Here is a 16,170-nt window from a genome sequence, read left to right as displayed (position 1 = left end):
AATATAAAGAGGCTGCCTTGGGCAGCTTTTTCATTTTTCATTCTGTCATCGACGTTACTTTATAGAGGCAGGTGCATTCATGTCCAACATGTTAAGCAAACAACAATTGGCAGACTTCCTTTTACAGCTTTTAGAGCGTACATCTTTCCCTAGGGAACAGATGCAGAACTATGTTAACCGCTTGTTTGAGAGCTTTAAATGGGATGGGGTGCCCTATGTAGAGAGTGGAGAAGATGCGTATATCGTTCGAATATACGAACGTGGTCTCGTCTCATTAGAAAAACGGGTGAAACAGCCGGATGAAGTCATCTATTGGTTGCTGGAAGATATTATTTTCACCGCGACGCATGTAGGGTTGTTGGAAAGACATGGCGTGGATAATAAAGAAACGCATTTGAACTACACAAATGAAGTGATGAAGGAACTGAACAGGGGTGTTCAGGAAGCTTTCCAGCAGATCGGTGATCCGTATTTACATTGGCATCAGACGGGTAAACGTCAGGAGTTAGAGGGCATGACATAAAAAAAGTGAGGTGTGTTACATGAGCGAGCATGATATTAATGATGTATGGTATGACTATGCTATGTTATTTGTCGAAAAAAAGAATGAATCTGAACAGGGCTGGGCATCGTTGACTTCGAACGAGCAGGACATTGCTGCTTTATGGCTATTAGAGGCGGATGTCTTTAATGGCGGTTTTATACAGTTTTTCTGCAACTGGGGGGAAGAGGTATACCGTTACGCGTTGCGGGCATTACATATCATTGGTGCGACTCAAGTCGTGGAGATTATAACGTCAGCATACGGCTGCATTGAGCATCTGAAAGAGGATGAAAGGCTTACTGAACTGTGGGATATTCCTAAATTCCTGACAAAGGAACAAGAGCAGCAGTTAGATGCGCTGGATCAGAAGTTTTGGAACAATGAGGATCAGATCGCGGAGAAAGCCTATGGTTATTATCACGGAAAATTGAACATGATGATTATATAATCTAGTTTCAACTATGCATCCGTTGTTCTGTTCGAAGATTAATACTTGGTCTTGCAATGACTGAAACGTTCGGCTATACTTGCTATAAATTGAATACATGAATCACGTTGATAGAGCGCAGTAGCGGCTTTGTCCCTGTTACAGAAAGTCAGGGGTTGATGGAACCTGATACATACAAGGGCTGCGAATTACACTCTGGAGTACTTGGGTAATGCCAAGCGGATGGGCAAACGATATATTGCCAAAAGTGGTATGGATAACGTGTTAAGGTCACGTGTTGTCCATGCAATTTGGGTGGTACCACGGTTATGATAATCGTCCCTGTGTCTTAATGAAGACAAGGAGGCGATTTTTTTGTGTCCAAAAAAGCCGTTCCAGCGTGTAATTTCGTAATTTAACGTTGATCATGACTGAATCTTGAGGATAGAAAAGGGGTTATACACATGATGAATATTATTGATGAACTACAGTGGCGTGACGCCATTAACCAGCAGACAGATGCAGAGGGACTGCGTGAGTTGACTGAAACCAAATCAATCTCATTGTACTGCGGCGTTGACCCTACGGGGGACAGCATGCATATCGGACATCTCATTCCATTCATGATGCTGAAACGTTTTCAACTGGCAGGACACCGTCCGGTTATTTTGATAGGTGGAGCTACAGGAACGATTGGTGATCCAAGTGGTCGGCAGGCAGAGCGTTCTTTGCAAACGATGGAGCAAGTGCAGGAGAATGTGGATGCACTGACAGCGCAGATGAAGAAGTTGTTTGTAACAGACGGTGATAATCAGGTTCGCATGGTGAACAACTACGATTGGACACACAAAATCAATGTGATTGAATTCTTGCGTGACTACGGCAAAAACTTTAACCTTAACACAATGTTGGCTAAGGATGTGGTTGCGAGCAGACTGGAAGGCGGAATCTCGTTCACCGAGTTTTCCTACCAGATCCTTCAATCACTCGACTACCTGCACCTGTTCCAGAACGAAGATGTACAGCTTCAAATCGGTGGTTCGGATCAATGGGGTAACATCACAAGTGGTCTCGATCTGATTCGTAAAAAAGAAGGATCAGAAGCGAAGGCGTACGGTCTGACCATTCCGCTCATGCTCAAATCCGACGGAACCAAATTCGGTAAAACAGCTGGCGGCGCAATCTGGCTTGACCCGAACAAAACAACACCATTTGAGTTCTACCAGTTCTGGGCGAATACAGATGACCGTGATGTCATTAAATACTTGAAATACTTTACTTTCCTCAGCAAAGAACAAATCGAAGCTTTGGCTGAAAAGGTAGAGACAGAGCCGCACAGACGTGAAGCACAGAAAGCACTCGCGGAAGAAATGACAAAATTCGTTCACGGCGAAGAAATGCTCGAACAGGCTAAGCGTATTACAGCGGCGCTGTTCAGTGGTGATATCCGTTCCCTGACAGCAGATGAAATCGAGCAGGGTTTCAAGGAAATGCCAACATTCGAAACGGACGGGGAAGCGAAAAATATCGTCGACTGGCTCGTAGATCTGGGGTTGGAGCCATCCAAACGCCAGGCCCGTGAGGATGTCACTAAAGGCGCTATCTCCATGAACGGTGAGAAAATCACGGAGCTTGAATTCACAGTGTCGGCAGAGCATGCCATTGGCGGTAAATTCATTATTATCCGTAAAGGTAAGAAGAACTACAGCCTGGTTAAACTTCAATCGTAGTTTCCAAGAATTAGAACGTAACACAGAGACGTATAGAGACTACAATAGACGCACAAATAGAGCTACAAATACAGAAACAAAAAGACCGCCTTCCATCTCTGTCAGGCGACAGAGGGGAGGCGGTCTTTCGTATATCAGGCCAGTGAGTGACCTATCTTATTGATTAACGATCGCTGTGATTTCTTCATCCAGATCAAGTCGCACATTTTCACGGTACGCCCGGATGTTGTATTCACTGTGCAGGTAACGAAGAATCGCTTCAATCATATTGGACTCCACCAGATATTGACTACGGCCTTGAATCCAAACTTCAGCGGAATAACCTGTATCTTCTTCCCAACTCAGTTCTACATTCACATCGGTTGGACGTACACCCTTACGTTCTGCCATATGAATACAGATTGCATTCACAATTTCATCCATGCTCAGAACCATAGAGATTAGTACCGTCCGTTTCTGTTACGGTCATCATCACGATCATTGCGACGGTCATAACGACCATCCGCTGCAGGTTTGCGACGATTGGAGATGGCTCTGAAGAGTGCCATAGCCAGCATAACAATCAACATAATTGCTGCAACGTTCACGAGCAATCCAAGGATGTTACCCAGAGCGCCCATGCCACCGAACAATCCGCCAAACATCATACCAGCAAGACCACCAAGCATCATGCCTTTCATGAATCCGCCGCCACCGCCGAAGAATCCGCCACGGTTCGTTGTAGCTGCTCCATTGCTGGAATTGTTATTCGTATTCGATTTGCTTACATTGCTGTCGGATTTCTTAGGTGTATTGCTATAACTTTTCGTACCGGATTTGAATCCGCCACCACGTCTTGCATCTGCAGAATCCGGATTCGTTACTCCCACTGTTGCGAACAATAATGTAAAGGCCATAAATACCATCATTAGATGTTTAACTCCGAATTTTTTCTTCATTGTAAAGATCGTAACCCCCCGATTAATTTGTTTGAATCGCCCAAAAATGGGCCTTACTCATGTAATACGGTCAACTTGCAGGAACGTTTCAAATTTTATTAAATTTCTGAAACGCTTGGACTTGGGTCTTGAATTGCAGCTTGGCCATCAAGCAATTGGGTAACCCAATGACACCATTCCAGGCCTGTTTGTGCGTGCATTAACCCTTTTTGTACCAGGATGTAGCTTCCAAAATCTCGGTTGCCTACACGAAGATTATCCTGAGGTATACGTGACTTCAGATCCTCGAAATAACGTATGCGTTCCATAAACCAGCTTTTACGCTCGTTAAGAATGCGTCTCATGCTTCCGTCTTCCGCTATGCCAACACACAAAATACGCAAATTAAATTCATCGCGTGTAACCGGTGCGGTAACAGGAGTAATCATCCATTCCAAGAGCTTTTCAATGCCTTTTTCCGTAACTGCGTACATTTTCTTGTCCGGTTTGTCAGACTGTTGTACCCAGCGGGAGGCCAATAACTCATCGTTTTCCATCTTGGACAGGAGTGGATAGATCTGGCTGTGTTTCGCCTGCCAATGAGGCTGGATTTTCAGCATCAGATCATAGCCCGATGACTCCTCGCGGGTAAGCAGCCCGAGTAATCCGTAGGAAAGTATGTTCATGCACATGTCTCCTTAATATTAGGGCTAGGTCAGAGAGAACAATCGTTTTTACTTTCTTTGACCGCTTTCATAAAAAGTGTACACTGAAACTGTATGGTTTGACAACCTGACAGAACAACTGCCTTAATTTAGACAAAAAAAGTGCGAACCATAAGGTCCGCACTCCAAACCATTTAGAGAGATGCCTGTTGTCCATACCCCTCAGCGACAAGATCAAGTTCACCTGTAGCAGAATCGATAACCATGCCGTGGACGGGTACATTGGGAGGAAGTAAAGGATGCTTCTTGATCACTTCCACAGTATGTTTTACCCCTTCTTCGACGCTGTCAAACCCACGCAACCATTTTTGCAAACGGATGCCAGAGTTCTCCAGAGTAGTCATGACTTCTTCCGATACGCCACGCTCAACCATATGTCCAATCATGGTCTCAGCGTGAAGGGAAGCCATACCACATTCCGTATGCCCCACTACCAGGACTTCATCTGCACCCAGTTCATAGATGGCGACAAGTACACTACGCATTACACTCCCGAAAGGCTGAGAGATAATTGCACCTGCGTTTTTAATGATTTTCACATCGCCGTTTTTCAAGTTCATAGCCTTGGGCAGCAATTCCACCAGACGTGTATCCATACAAGTGATGATAACCATCTTTTTGGTTGGAAACTTGCCAGCCGTATACTTTTCGTATTCTTTAGTCTCGACAAATGATTTGTTGTAAGTCAAAATCTCTTGAATGTTGTTCATGTCCATTGCCTCCTGTTATCCAATACGACGAGCACGGCCACTTGCATATGATGCAGCTTGTCCTACACGCCTTTGCTTTAAATAGTATTTCACGGTCAGCAGATGGAATTACTCCAACCCTTTAGAGGTTGTTCAAAAAGTCCACTTTTGATTACAAATCATGCCTGAGGGCATCATCAGCATCGAAGTTGAACGCCATTTCTATCTTCTCGGTAATGAAAACCAGACTTTTTGAACACGTATCTTTAGGAGAACAATGCAATTTTCATCTGTTAAAAGTTGATTATACGCAATGCAAAAAGTATCATCAATAGGGTATAACATTTTTTTTGAAGAGGTGAACGATAACAATGGATAAACAAACACAGGAACATTTGGAATCCTTCCGTAATCTGGCTCGTAAAATTAAGAGCTATCATGAAGCCATTGGTTTGCTTCACTGGGATCTGCGCACAGGTGCGCCGAAAAAAGGCGTTCCGACTCGTTCGGAGACGCTGGGTATGTTGTCCACCGAAGCATTCAAGCTGCAAACCTCGGCTGACATGAAGACTTACCTGGATGCATTAACGACTCCAGCAGTATTGGAACAGCTCGAAGATATAGATCGTCGTCTGGTTGAAGATTGCAAGAAAGAATATGATCGCAGTCAATCCGTACCACCTGAGAAAGTACAAGCATATACGGTGCTCACGGCCAAGTCCGAAACGGCATGGGAAGATGCCAAGCATAACAGTGATTTTGCTGGATTCTCACCTTATCTCACAGATATCGTTAAGCTCAAACAGGAGTTTATTGATTATTGGGGTGTGAAGGATACACGTTATGATACGTTGCTTGATATGTATGAACCGGATCTGACGGTTGAGAAAGTGGACGCTGTGTTCGCCCGCCTCAAAGCACGTTTGGTGCCTCTACAAGAGAAGATTAATGCTTCAGAAAACAAGCCAAATACAGAGTTCCTGAATCAGTTGTTTGACACCAAACAGCAGGAAAAATTCAGTCTGTTCATCCTGGAACAAATGGGCTATGACTTTGAAGCTGGACGATTGGACGAGAGTGTTCATCCTTTTGCAACGGGTCTTAACCCGGGTGATGTGCGGATCACAACACATTATCTGCAAGATGATGTAGCAAGCGCAGTCTTCAGTTCACTGCATGAGGGTGGACATGCCCTGTACGAGCAAAATATTGATGACAGTCTGGCGGGTACCCTTCTTGCCGAAGGAACGTCCATGGGGATTCATGAGTCTCAGTCCCGTCTTTGGGAAAACATGATTGGTCGCAGCCTGCCATTCTGGACACGCTATTACAAAGATTTGCAGCAGCATTTCCCGCAACTGAGCCAGGTTGAACTGGAAGATTTCTATCGTGCAATCAATCGGGTGGAGAGTTCACTCATTCGGATCGAAGCGGATGAACTGACCTATAACCTGCATATTATTATCCGATATGAGATCGAGAAAATGTTATTCAACGATGGTCTGGAAGTGAAAGACCTGCCAGAGACCTGGAATGCAAAATACAAGGAATACCTAGGTATTATGCCAACGAATGATGGAGACGGTGTTCTTCAGGATGTTCACTGGTCTGGTGGTGACTTTGGTTACTTTGCTTCGTATTCTCTGGGTAATATGTATGCAGCTCAAATTCTACATACATTGCGCAAGGAAATGCCGGAGTTTGATACCCTCATTGCCGAAGGTAATCTGATTCCAATTAAGGAATGGCTTACAGACAAGATCTACCGGTATGGTAGAAGTCGCACACCTTCCGAATTAATTGTTGCCATAACGGGTGAAGAATTGAACCCGGATTATCTGGCTGATTATCTGGAAGCCAAATATGCCGAGATTTACAAGCTGTAGGTATCCCCGTAAATAACATACTGAATAACATTTCGAAGAGCTGAAGAGTCGGGCAACATTGCCCGGCTCTTTTTTGCATTTAAGTTCTTAACCTTTTGTTGGGCATCGGCATATCCATAATAGAGAGAAACTGCTGAAACCAGTGAAGGAGGGAAACAACATGAAATACACGCCATGGTTCGTCCGGGGCATCGTTATTCTGCTGATTATCATTGTGGCGCTCACCAGCTGTAATAAGGAAGAGAATGAAGCCAAGATTACGATTGGCGAAGTGACTCGTTCGGTATTTTACGCACCGGAGTATGTGGCTGTGGCTCAAGGTTTTTTTGAAGAACAGGGACTTGAGGTGGATATTCAAACGACTGCTGGTGGTGACAAAACGATGGCGGCATTACTCGCAGGTTCGGTGGATATCGCACTGGTAGGGGCGGAGACGTCCATATATGTCTATCAGCAGGGAGCGGAAGATCCGGTCATTAACTTTGCCCAGCTCACCCAGACGGATGGTACATTTCTGTTCGCTCGTAACACAGAAGGTAGCTTCGATTGGGAGCAACTGAGGGATTCCACATTTCTCGGTCAACGCAAAGGCGGCATGCCGCAGATGGCAGGGGAGTTCGCACTGAACAAACATGGCATTGATCCGCAAAGTGATCTGGAGCTGATTCAAAATGTGGACTTTGCCAACATTGCGTCTGCTTTCGCTTCAGGCACGGGAGATTATGTTCAACTGTTTGAACCCCAGGCATCCATCTTTGAACAAGAAGGTCGGGGTAAGGTTGTTGCATCGTTTGGCACAGAAGGTGGTCTTCTGCCTTACACCGTCTTCATGACGAAACAGAGTTATCTTAACGACAATAAGGATATCGTACAGAAGTTTACGAATGGTCTGCACAAAGCGCAGGCATGGGTGGATTCCCATACGGCTGAAGAGATTGCTGAAGTCATTTCTCCTTTTTTCAAAGACATCGATCCAGTCATTTTGGTAAGCAGTGTGAACCGTTATAAGGAACAGGGCAGCTATGCAACGGATCCGATCATTGATGAGGAAGAGTGGAACAATCTGCTTGATGTCATGAGTGCCGCCGGAGAGTTGAAAGAACGTGTGGATTTGAATGCCATTGTGGATAATGCCTATGCGGAAGAGGTTACGAAATCAAAGTAATGGGGTATTCAGGAAAGGAAGTGAGCAGAATGCCTGAATCCGAAAGTGTGATCCGACTGGAAGGGATCTCTCAAGTATACGTCAGCGAGCGGGAAGCTTCCTTGGTGATTGAGGACTTGAGTCTGGAGATCCAAAAAGGAGAGTTCGTCAGTCTGGTTGGACCGAGTGGATGCGGTAAAACGACATTGTTGTCGATCATCGCCGGGCTGCTCACACCCACCCGAGGAGAGGTTAAGGTTAAAGGTAAACTCGTTGGCGGCCCCTCAGCACAGATTGGTTATATGCTTCAACAGGACTATCTGTTTCCGTGGCGGACCATTCTGGATAATGCATTAATCGGTCTTGAACTGACAGGCAGACTGGATGAACGGAGCCGAGAGCGTGTACGGGAACTGCTGGTAAGTATGGGATTGGCCGGAACGGAGAATCAGTACCCTTCAGAGCTTTCAGGAGGCATGAGACAGCGAGTAGCCCTGGTGCGCACGCTGGCAACCGATCCGGGGATTTTATTGTTGGATGAACCATTCTCAGCACTTGATTATCAAACCAAGCTGCAATTGGAGGATCTGGTCTCGGACACGTTAAAACAGTTTGGCAAAACATCTGTTCTCGTCACCCATGATTTGTCTGAAGCCATTGCGGTCAGTGACCGCGTCATTGTACTGGATCGCAATCCGGGCCGCATCCGTCGTGAATTTATCATTCCCGATGGAATTCGTAAATCTCAGCCGTTTCATGCCAGGGAGCAAGAAGGATTTAATGCGTTGTTTCAGGCATTGTGGAGTGAACTGGATCAGTCCGGGGGAGGTGAGGAAGACGCGTGAATCCAATGAATCCGAAGCAGGAAAAGCGTGACGAATGGATGGGGCAGCTGCATCGGAATCATATTCAGCAGGTGGCCAGATGGCGACATCAAGTGCTTGCCGTACAGTTATCTATGTTAGTATGTATGTTTTTGCTATGGGAAGTGGCAGGCAGACTCCGTTGGATTGATGTACTGTTATTCAGTTATCCGAGTAAGGTTTTTGCCCAGATTGGCAAGGACATCGCTAGTGGCGAGTTGTGGGCACATGTTGGGGTAACCGTAGGAGAAACGGCAGTTGGTTTTTTACTGGGAACACTGGTAGGAACCTTGCTTGCGGTTTTAATTTGGTGGTCTCCTTTTTTGTCCAAAGTGTTGGACCCCTATATGGTTGTGTTTAACAGTATGCCAAAGGTAGCACTTGGCCCGATCTTTATTGTGATGTTCGGCGCGGGTTTTACAGCGATTGTTATGACCACATTGTCCATCACGGTCATTATCACAACACTGGTGGTGTATAACAGCTTCAATGAAGTCGATCCCAATTATATTAAAGTCATTCGTACGTTTGGTGGAGAACGTTCCGAGATTTTTACAAAAGTTGTATTACCTGCTTCTTTTCCGGCGATTGTATCCACTTTGAAAGTGAACGTGGGCATGGCTTGGGTGGGTGTAATTGTGGGTGAGTTTCTGGTCGCCAAACAAGGGCTAGGTTATCTAATTATCTACGGATTTCAGGTATTCAACTTCACACTTGTATTATCGAGTCTGTTAATTATTGCCGCAGTTGCAACAGCCATGTACCAACTTGTTGTCTATGCAGAACGCAAAATGCTGGCTGGCCGCAGGTGATTTGGAAGTGTTTTACTCGTAATGTGACCGGGTATGATATGTATACAATTTCACAAGGGGTGTCACGTTGCCCGATACCGTAAAATCAAGTACCATATTTAGTATGATTATTCCGCGCAGATCCGGAATGAATGCGATGATTGGAGAAGAGGGCCTTGAGGTTCTGTCGCAACGATCTAACTTGCCAGCGTCCCTCATTCGGGGCGTGTTGCTGTGACCGGCATGCATGCGCATGTCGGTTGATGTCGTCTAGTTTACATTTGGATGAGACATACTAGTCATGATAAATGAATGAGGCGACGAGCTGGCTAAGAATTTTTTTGCAGCTTAGAGGAGATGGAATGTTAAATGGGTTTTAGGGTAATTAAAACTGCAATCGCCGCATTAATGGCTGTATTGATTGCAGACTGGTGTCGCTTGCCGGGACCAACATCAGCGGGATTGCTTGCCATTCTTGGCGTGGATGTAACGAGAAAACGAAGTATTCGCACCATATCGGCGCGGTTCTTTGCTTCCGTAGTTGGACTTTTATTTGCAAGTGTACTTTTTCACTTTCTAGGCTTCCATTATTGGGTGCTGGCGGTATACATATTGATCGCATTCCCGGCTATTGTCCGGGTAGGCTTCAAAGAAGGTATTGTTACAGGTTCTGTTGTGGTGTTTCGGGTGTTCGGCGGCGGGGAGATGGACGTGCATGTCGTCCTCGTACAAATTGCTTTGCTGTTAATTGGTCTTGGTTCCGCAATGGCGGTTAACCTGGCCTATATGCCGGCAGCAGATCCACAGATGCTGCGCATTCGCAAACGAATCGATGAACTCTTCTCGAAGATTTTCAAGGAATTTGCGGCCACGCTGCGTAATCCCAATGAAGCATGGGCGGGGAGAGAGCTGATTGAAGCAGATAAAGCGATCCTTGGCGGTATTGATGCTGCCAAGCGGTCTCTGGAGAATCAGGTGATTCATCCGAATGAGGAATGGAGTGTCTACTTTTATATGCGCAAAACGCAGTTGGACTCCATCCAGCACATGATGCATCTCGTATCCCAGATCTATCAGAAGATGCCACATGCAGAAATGGTATCGGAACTGTTCGATCAGCTTAGTCAGGATGTACTTACTGAATCCTACACCGGACGAACTGAAAAACTTCTTGCAGATGTGCAAGAAGAATTCAAACGTATGGAGCTGCCGGATACAAGGGAAGAATTCGAGATTCGTTCCGCAATTCTCCAGCTGTGCCGTGAACTCGCGCTGTATCTGAAAGTCGCGAAGAAGGACAAAGCGCCGTCCCCAATCTCGGACCGGTCCCAATCTACAAACGAATAATAGAAAATAGTTGTCACCCTAGACGAATGCCCTGCATACACTTGTAGTGAATGATTGTATGGAGGAGGTTTAAAGATGTCATTGAGTCATAAACATCAATGTAGAGAGATTATCACGAAGGCGATCTGCGGCAAAGGTCGTAAGTTCTCTACCGTAACACATACCGTGACTCCGCCAAATGGTCCGACAAGTATTTTGGGGGCTTGGATTATCAACCACCAATATGAAGCCGTATCAGCGGGTGACGGAATTGAAGTTATTGGTACTTACGATATCAACATTTGGTATTCCTACGACAAGAATTCTCAGACGGATGTAGCCAAAGAAACGGTCTCGTATGTAGAACATGTGCCTTTGTCCTATCTGGACCCGAAACACCGGACTTCCACAGTGGAGGTATCTGCGGATGCAACGCAGGAACCTAGCTGTGTGGAAGCCACAGTATCAGCAGGTGGAAGCAGTGTAATTATCCGGGTAGAACGGGAATTCGCTGTGGAACTCGTTGCCGAAACCAAAGTTTGTGTGAAGGTCTGCACAGATGGTTGCGGTGACTACGAAGACAAGGACTATGACTTTGGCAGTGCCGATGGAGATTATGACGATCTCGATCCCGATCTGCTCGACGATGAGCTGTGAGTTTGACGCCTGTATTTGATAACCTAAGGTATCATATGCGCCATAAGGCGCGGTGAAGAGGGCGTAAGCCCTCTTTCTTCTTAAATATTGAAAAATGGGTGGTAACGAGCCTCGCAATGTGCCTGGAATACCTTTCACGGGAAGGCTCCGCATTGCGGGGTTATTTTTATTTTAGTTGCATGATCCGGGAGGGGGCACGTAATGAATGTGATGGAACAAGCGGAGGAAGCGCTGCGCCGATATGAAAGGATGACTTCTGGAGAACGTGCAGAACGGTTGAAACAGGCAGGCATTGAAGTATTGTCACTGCACGATCGGCGCAAACGTGAACCAGGCTTGCGTGTACGCTATGACGTAGAGATAAGCTGTCTGCAGGCGATTCGGATCAAACGTAAGGATACTAGTGGCATGGGAAGGGCACAGGAAACTCTGTTGGAGCGTGAAGCGAGTTCAACCTTGTTCAAGCGCATAGAACGACTTGCGATCAAAACGCTGTATACGCTAGGACTGGATCATGGAGCTGTTCGAATGGAATCCTCAGGGAACGGCGGTTGTGCAGTGACTTCGATTGATCCATGTCCCTGGAAAGGGGTGACCAACCTTGCTACTACCTATAGGGAAAGCTGGAAGCAGCATCAGGAACTGCTGGATGAGGAAGTAAGTCACAGACCTATTCCAATACTCGGCATGGACCCGGAGTTTCTTCTGGTGCAGATGCCGGAATCCAAAATCGTACCCGCCTCCAGATTTCTTGAACGTACAGGAATGGCAGGCTGTGATTCCGTCACGATTGGTGGACGGCGCATATATCCGGTTGCCGAACTGCGACCGGCTCCCAGCTCCGAACCACGAGAACTGCTGGCTCATCTGATGAGGGCATTCGCAGCCGCTTCCCGCAGCATTAGTGATCACTCACTCATCTGGCAGGCAGGCGGGATGCCACAGCGTGGGTTACCTCTAGGCGGTCATATTCATTTTAGCGGGATGAATCTTACCGGGGAACTGCTTCGTGCACTGGACAATTATCTGGCATTGCCACTGGCATTTCTGCAAGACCCCCGTGGATCGGGAAGACGACCCCGTTATGGAGCACTTGGTGATTTTCGCCTGAAATCCTATGGTGGGTTTGAGTATCGTACGTTACCCAGCTTTCTTGTGTCGCCCCTTGTTGCAAAAGGTGTTGTGGCCTTAGCAGGTCTGATCGCGAGCGGGTATACTCAATTACGGCAGCGTCCGTTGGCGAAAGCTGAGGTTCATACCGCATTTTATGAAGGAAAGCGCGAAGTGATTAAGGAACACATCCCAGCACTCGTAGATGATCTGAAGAGGTTGGATGAATATGAACGTTATGAACGGTATGCTTCTCCGTTAATCCTTCAATTAAAACTGGGAAGAACTTGGGATGAGAGCCGCGATATTCGCAAACTCTGGAATATTCGGGCAGGTTCATGAAGTACGGACGTTTTTTTGATATAATAAGAAACAAGTCTTTTATGAGTAATAAGCTACTACGGAAGATATGGAGCAGCAACCTTTGAAGGAAGTGGCGATTAGCCAACACATAAGGCGGAGGCGTAAACACAGTGCCTGACCGTCTTATTGTCCTTCCAGGACGTGTTTCTTCCTGACATTATAGGAACGGGATGGAGGATATTCATCATGGCTCAGTATACGCCAATGATTCAACAATATTTGCAAGTGAAGGCCGAAGCACAAGATGCTTTTCTATTTTTTAGATTGGGTGACTTCTATGAATTGTTCTTCGAGGATGCGATTAATGCTTCCCGTGAACTTGAGATCACGCTGACCGCACGCAACGGAGGCACGGATGACAAAATTCCGATGTGCGGTGTACCTTATCATTCGGCTGACAATTACATACAGCGTCTGATTGAAAAAGGATATAAAGTTGCGATATGTGAACAGATGGAAGATGCAAGTGTAACCAAAGGCATGGTACGCCGTGAAATTGTACGTGTGGTTACACCCGGAACGGTAATGGAAGGCAAGACACTGGGTGACAAATCCAACAACTACATGGTGTGTCTTACAGGTAATCAAAATACGCTGGCGCTCGCGGCCTGTGATCTGTCAACGGGTGAGTTATATGTGACATCCGTACCTTATTCCAAGGAATGGCTCAAGGATGAAATCGGCATCTACGAACCATCGGAGCTGGTTGGGGATGTAGCGCTGCTTGAAACGGTAGAAGCCGAGGCGTCTCCAATCGGTCGCCCGGTGGTCTACACGTCGTGGACAAAAAATAAGGAAGATTTGGTCCGTCAGCAGTTTGGCGAGGCTGTGTGGGCAAGATTAGAGCCTGAACGTCAAGCGTGCATTGCACGTCTTTTCTCCTATCTGAGTGAGACACAGAAACGTTCTCTGGGGCAATTAACTCAAATCTCAACGTATGAGCCCGATCATTACATGATCTTGGACCCGTTTACCCGCCGGAACCTGGAATTGGTGGAAACTGTGCGTGAACGCTCCAAAAAAGGTTCATTACTCTGGTTGCTTGATCGGACCGAGACGTCCATGGGTGCGAGAATGCTGCGTCGTTGGGTCGATAAGCCATTGTTGCAAAAAGGGAAGATTAATGAGCGTCTTGAAGCAGTGGATACGCTGTACAACCAGTTTATATTGCGTGAGGACCTGAGGGCAGAACTTAAAGATATCTATGATCTGGAGCGTTTGGTAGGCCGGATTGCGTTCGGTAATGCCAATGGTCGTGACCTGAATGCGCTCAAGTCATCGTTGGAGAAAATTCCAGGACTTCGTCAACATTGCGCAGGATCAACTTCCGCAACATTGCAGCATATTGCCGAAACGATGGATGATTGCAATGATCTGCGTGAAGCTATCGGGCAAGCCATTGTGGACGAGCCGCCGGTATCGGTAAGGGACGGAGGTCTGATTCGTGAAGGGTACCATGAACGTCTGGATGAATTGCGTGAGGCTTCGGTTAACGGGAAACAGTGGATTGCGGAGCTGGAAGCGCGAGAGCGTGAGGCGACAGGCATTCGATCGCTGAAGATTGGATATAACAAAGTGTTTGGTTATTATATCGAGATCACCAAGTCCAATCTGTCCTCGCTGCCAGAGGGACGTTATGAACGTAAACAGACACTTGCCAATGCAGAACGTTACATTACGCCGGAGTTGAAGGAAAAAGAGACGCTGATTCTCGAAGCTCAGGACAAAATGGTTGATATTGAGTATGGGCTGTTCGCAGAGCTGCGCGAGCGGCTGAACAAAGAGATTGCAAGATTGCAGAAACTGGCTGAACAGGTAGCGGAAATTGATGTGTATCAATCTTTTGCGGTGATCAGTGCTGAGCGAAACTTTGTACGTCCTACGTTGACCGACGGTTATGATCTGGTTGTGGAAGAAGGACGCCATCCGGTCGTTGAGGCGGTTATGCGAGATGGCGCATTTATTGCCAATCACACGGCAATGACCAAGGAAGAGGCACGTATTCTGCTGATTACCGGTCCGAATATGGCTGGTAAGAGTACGTATATGCGACAGGTTGCTTTAATCTCCATTTTGGCGCAAGTGGGTTGTTTTGTACCTGCCGGTCAGGCAGAGGTGCCGATTATGGATCGCATTTTCACACGGATCGGTGCCGCGGATGATCTCATTGGTGGACAAAGCACATTCATGGTGGAGATGGCCGACATTCAGGTCATGACGGACAAAGCCACACCACGTAGTCTGATTATTATAGATGAATTGGGACGGGGAACGTCGACCAGTGAAGGTATGGCGATTGCTCAGTCTGTTATTGAATATGTACATGATATTATTGGCTGTAAAGCTCTTGTATCAACTCATTTCCATGAACTTGCTCATCTGGAGGAGAGTCTGGATAAGCTGGCCAACTACTCGATGGCGGTACAGGAGAGTGGTGACAAAGTTAATTTCCTGCGCAAATTGATTGCCGGGGCAGCCAGCAGCAGTTATGGTATCTATTGTGCACGCCTTGCAGGTCTGCCTGATAGCATTATTGAGCGGGCGAATGGACTGTTGCATGGGTTTGAACATGCGGCTGCTCAGGTAGCAGTGGGCAGTGAATATATCGGGAATGAGAAGCAGGAAGCAGGCTTGAAATTAAAAGGTGTAGAATTCCAACACACGGATTCAGAACCATTGATCCGGGAACACGAGATTGAGGAGAGTGCAGAGTACACACCTTCTATTGAAGATTCGGTTGGGAAGCAACATGCCAAGAAATCAAACAGCAAAGGACAGTCCAGCGCAAACCATTCGGATGTGGTTCAACTGTCCATCTTTGGAGATGATGAGCCGAATGTGGCAACGAAACCGGATGTAGTTGCGGTGGATAAACCAGCGCGAGAATTCATCCGTACGATGAAAGATATCGATGTCATGAATATGACGCCTCTTCAGGCGATGCAGATATTGAATGATCTCAAATTGAAGGCACAGCAATTATCCTGAGTATAAGGGA

The 16,170-nt window shown here is 46.5% G+C and carries 15 protein-coding genes and 1 other annotated feature; of the genes, 11 read left to right on the top strand and 4 right to left on the bottom strand.

The window, feature by feature from the left end; translation table 11 throughout:
• Positions 1 to 79: 79 nt before the first annotated feature.
• The 3 genes from V6668_RS18015 to tyrS all read left to right on the top strand — a co-directional run bounded on the left by V6668_RS18015 (position 80) and on the right by tyrS (position 2,701).
• A complete protein-coding gene (locus V6668_RS18015; protein WP_338706339.1) occupies positions 80 to 523 on the top strand; it encodes an Imm63 family immunity protein in 444 nt (147 codons plus the stop codon).
• Positions 524 to 542: 19 nt separating this feature from the next.
• Positions 543 to 992: a DMP19 family protein gene (locus V6668_RS18010; protein WP_338706338.1), complete on the top strand. Its 450-nt coding sequence runs from the start codon at positions 543 to 545 to the stop codon at positions 990 to 992.
• A gap of 98 nt (positions 993 to 1,090) precedes the next feature.
• Positions 1,091 to 1,318: a binding site (T-box leader), on the top strand.
• A 120-nt stretch (positions 1,319 to 1,438) separates the two neighbouring features.
• Complete coding sequence (gene tyrS / locus V6668_RS18005) at positions 1,439 to 2,701, top strand: tyrosine--tRNA ligase (protein ID WP_036672932.1); 1,263 nt, start codon at positions 1,439 to 1,441, stop codon at positions 2,699 to 2,701.
• A gap of 156 nt (positions 2,702 to 2,857) precedes the next feature.
• Here the strand turns inward: tyrS and V6668_RS18000 are convergent, their stop codons facing one another.
• From V6668_RS18000 to V6668_RS17985, 4 genes are all read right to left on the bottom strand, one after another.
• Positions 2,858 to 3,136, bottom strand: a complete 279-nt coding sequence (locus V6668_RS18000) for a YxcD family protein (protein WP_017687903.1) — start codon at positions 3,134 to 3,136, stop codon at positions 2,858 to 2,860.
• Between the two features lie 5 nt (positions 3,137 to 3,141).
• The gene (locus V6668_RS17995) at positions 3,142 to 3,639 is read right to left on the bottom strand and encodes a hypothetical protein (protein ID WP_036613538.1); all 498 of its coding nucleotides are present in this window, start codon (positions 3,637 to 3,639) and stop codon (positions 3,142 to 3,144) included.
• A 98-nt stretch (positions 3,640 to 3,737) separates the two neighbouring features.
• Positions 3,738 to 4,304 (bottom strand): PadR family transcriptional regulator, encoded by a 567-nt coding sequence (locus V6668_RS17990; protein WP_036613540.1) that lies wholly within the window; start codon positions 4,302 to 4,304, stop codon positions 3,738 to 3,740.
• Between the two features lie 173 nt (positions 4,305 to 4,477).
• Positions 4,478 to 5,053: a beta-class carbonic anhydrase gene (locus V6668_RS17985; RefSeq protein WP_036613541.1), complete on the bottom strand. Its 576-nt coding sequence runs from the start codon at positions 5,051 to 5,053 to the stop codon at positions 4,478 to 4,480.
• 350 nt (positions 5,054 to 5,403) lie between these two features.
• Between V6668_RS17985 and V6668_RS17980 the strand changes: the two genes are divergently transcribed.
• The 8 genes from V6668_RS17980 (at position 5,404) to mutS (ending at position 16,160) form a co-directional block, all read left to right on the top strand.
• Positions 5,404 to 6,918 carry a carboxypeptidase M32 gene (locus tag V6668_RS17980; protein WP_338706335.1) on the top strand — a complete coding sequence of 505 codons (1,515 nt, stop codon included), beginning with the start codon at positions 5,404 to 5,406 and terminating at the stop codon, positions 6,916 to 6,918.
• 160 nt (positions 6,919 to 7,078) lie between these two features.
• Positions 7,079 to 8,083: an ABC transporter substrate-binding protein gene (locus V6668_RS17975; RefSeq protein ID WP_338706333.1), complete on the top strand. Its 1,005-nt coding sequence runs from the start codon at positions 7,079 to 7,081 to the stop codon at positions 8,081 to 8,083.
• A 29-nt stretch (positions 8,084 to 8,112) separates the two neighbouring features.
• Complete coding sequence (locus V6668_RS17970; protein ID WP_076317596.1) at positions 8,113 to 8,907, top strand: ABC transporter ATP-binding protein; 795 nt, start codon at positions 8,113 to 8,115, stop codon at positions 8,905 to 8,907.
• A gap of 38 nt (positions 8,908 to 8,945) precedes the next feature.
• A complete protein-coding gene (locus V6668_RS17965; protein ID WP_370739078.1) occupies positions 8,946 to 9,737 on the top strand; it encodes an ABC transporter permease in 792 nt (263 codons plus the stop codon).
• Positions 9,738 to 10,085: 348 nt separating this feature from the next.
• Entirely contained in the window at positions 10,086 to 11,063 is a 978-nt protein-coding gene (locus V6668_RS17960) for an aromatic acid exporter family protein (protein WP_036613548.1), read from the top strand.
• Positions 11,064 to 11,138: 75 nt separating this feature from the next.
• On the top strand, positions 11,139 to 11,699 hold the full coding sequence (locus V6668_RS17955) for an outer spore coat protein CotE (protein ID WP_017687912.1): 561 nt from the start codon (positions 11,139 to 11,141) through the stop codon (positions 11,697 to 11,699).
• Between the two features lie 201 nt (positions 11,700 to 11,900).
• A complete protein-coding gene (locus V6668_RS17950) occupies positions 11,901 to 13,151 on the top strand; it encodes a putative amidoligase domain-containing protein (RefSeq protein ID WP_338706330.1) in 1,251 nt (416 codons plus the stop codon).
• Positions 13,152 to 13,358: 207 nt separating this feature from the next.
• Positions 13,359 to 16,160: a DNA mismatch repair protein MutS gene (gene mutS, locus V6668_RS17945; RefSeq protein ID WP_338706329.1), complete on the top strand. Its 2,802-nt coding sequence runs from the start codon at positions 13,359 to 13,361 to the stop codon at positions 16,158 to 16,160.
• Positions 16,161 to 16,170: the final 10 nt, after the last annotated feature.

Origin of the sequence: Paenibacillus amylolyticus, from assembly GCF_036894225.1 — a bacterium.
Lineage (GTDB): Bacteria > Bacillota > Bacilli > Paenibacillales > Paenibacillaceae > Paenibacillus > Paenibacillus amylolyticus.
Note: the sequence above shows the minus strand (reverse complement) of the source record. Positions and strands in the feature narration are given on the sequence as shown.

Coding starts and splice junctions, on each gene's coding strand:
- V6668_RS18015 (WP_338706339.1), top strand. CDS start 80: ATGTCCAACATGTTAAGCAAACAACAATTGGCAGACTTCCTTTTACAG.
- V6668_RS18010 (WP_338706338.1), top strand. CDS start 543: ATGAGCGAGCATGATATTAATGATGTATGGTATGACTATGCTATGTTA.
- tyrS (WP_036672932.1), top strand. CDS start 1,439: ATGAATATTATTGATGAACTACAGTGGCGTGACGCCATTAACCAGCAG.
- V6668_RS18000 (WP_017687903.1), bottom strand. CDS start 3,136: ATGGTTCTGAGCATGGATGAAATTGTGAATGCAATCTGTATTCATATG.
- V6668_RS17995 (WP_036613538.1), bottom strand. CDS start 3,639: ATGAAGAAAAAATTCGGAGTTAAACATCTAATGATGGTATTTATGGCC.
- V6668_RS17990 (WP_036613540.1), bottom strand. CDS start 4,304: ATGAACATACTTTCCTACGGATTACTCGGGCTGCTTACCCGCGAGGAG.
- V6668_RS17985 (WP_036613541.1), bottom strand. CDS start 5,053: ATGAACAACATTCAAGAGATTTTGACTTACAACAAATCATTTGTCGAG.
- V6668_RS17980 (WP_338706335.1), top strand. CDS start 5,404: ATGGATAAACAAACACAGGAACATTTGGAATCCTTCCGTAATCTGGCT.
- V6668_RS17975 (WP_338706333.1), top strand. CDS start 7,079: ATGAAATACACGCCATGGTTCGTCCGGGGCATCGTTATTCTGCTGATT.
- V6668_RS17970 (WP_076317596.1), top strand. CDS start 8,113: ATGCCTGAATCCGAAAGTGTGATCCGACTGGAAGGGATCTCTCAAGTA.
- V6668_RS17965 (WP_370739078.1), top strand. CDS start 8,946: ATGGGGCAGCTGCATCGGAATCATATTCAGCAGGTGGCCAGATGGCGA.
- V6668_RS17960 (WP_036613548.1), top strand. CDS start 10,086: ATGGGTTTTAGGGTAATTAAAACTGCAATCGCCGCATTAATGGCTGTA.
- V6668_RS17955 (WP_017687912.1), top strand. CDS start 11,139: ATGTCATTGAGTCATAAACATCAATGTAGAGAGATTATCACGAAGGCG.
- V6668_RS17950 (WP_338706330.1), top strand. CDS start 11,901: ATGAATGTGATGGAACAAGCGGAGGAAGCGCTGCGCCGATATGAAAGG.
- mutS (WP_338706329.1), top strand. CDS start 13,359: ATGGCTCAGTATACGCCAATGATTCAACAATATTTGCAAGTGAAGGCC.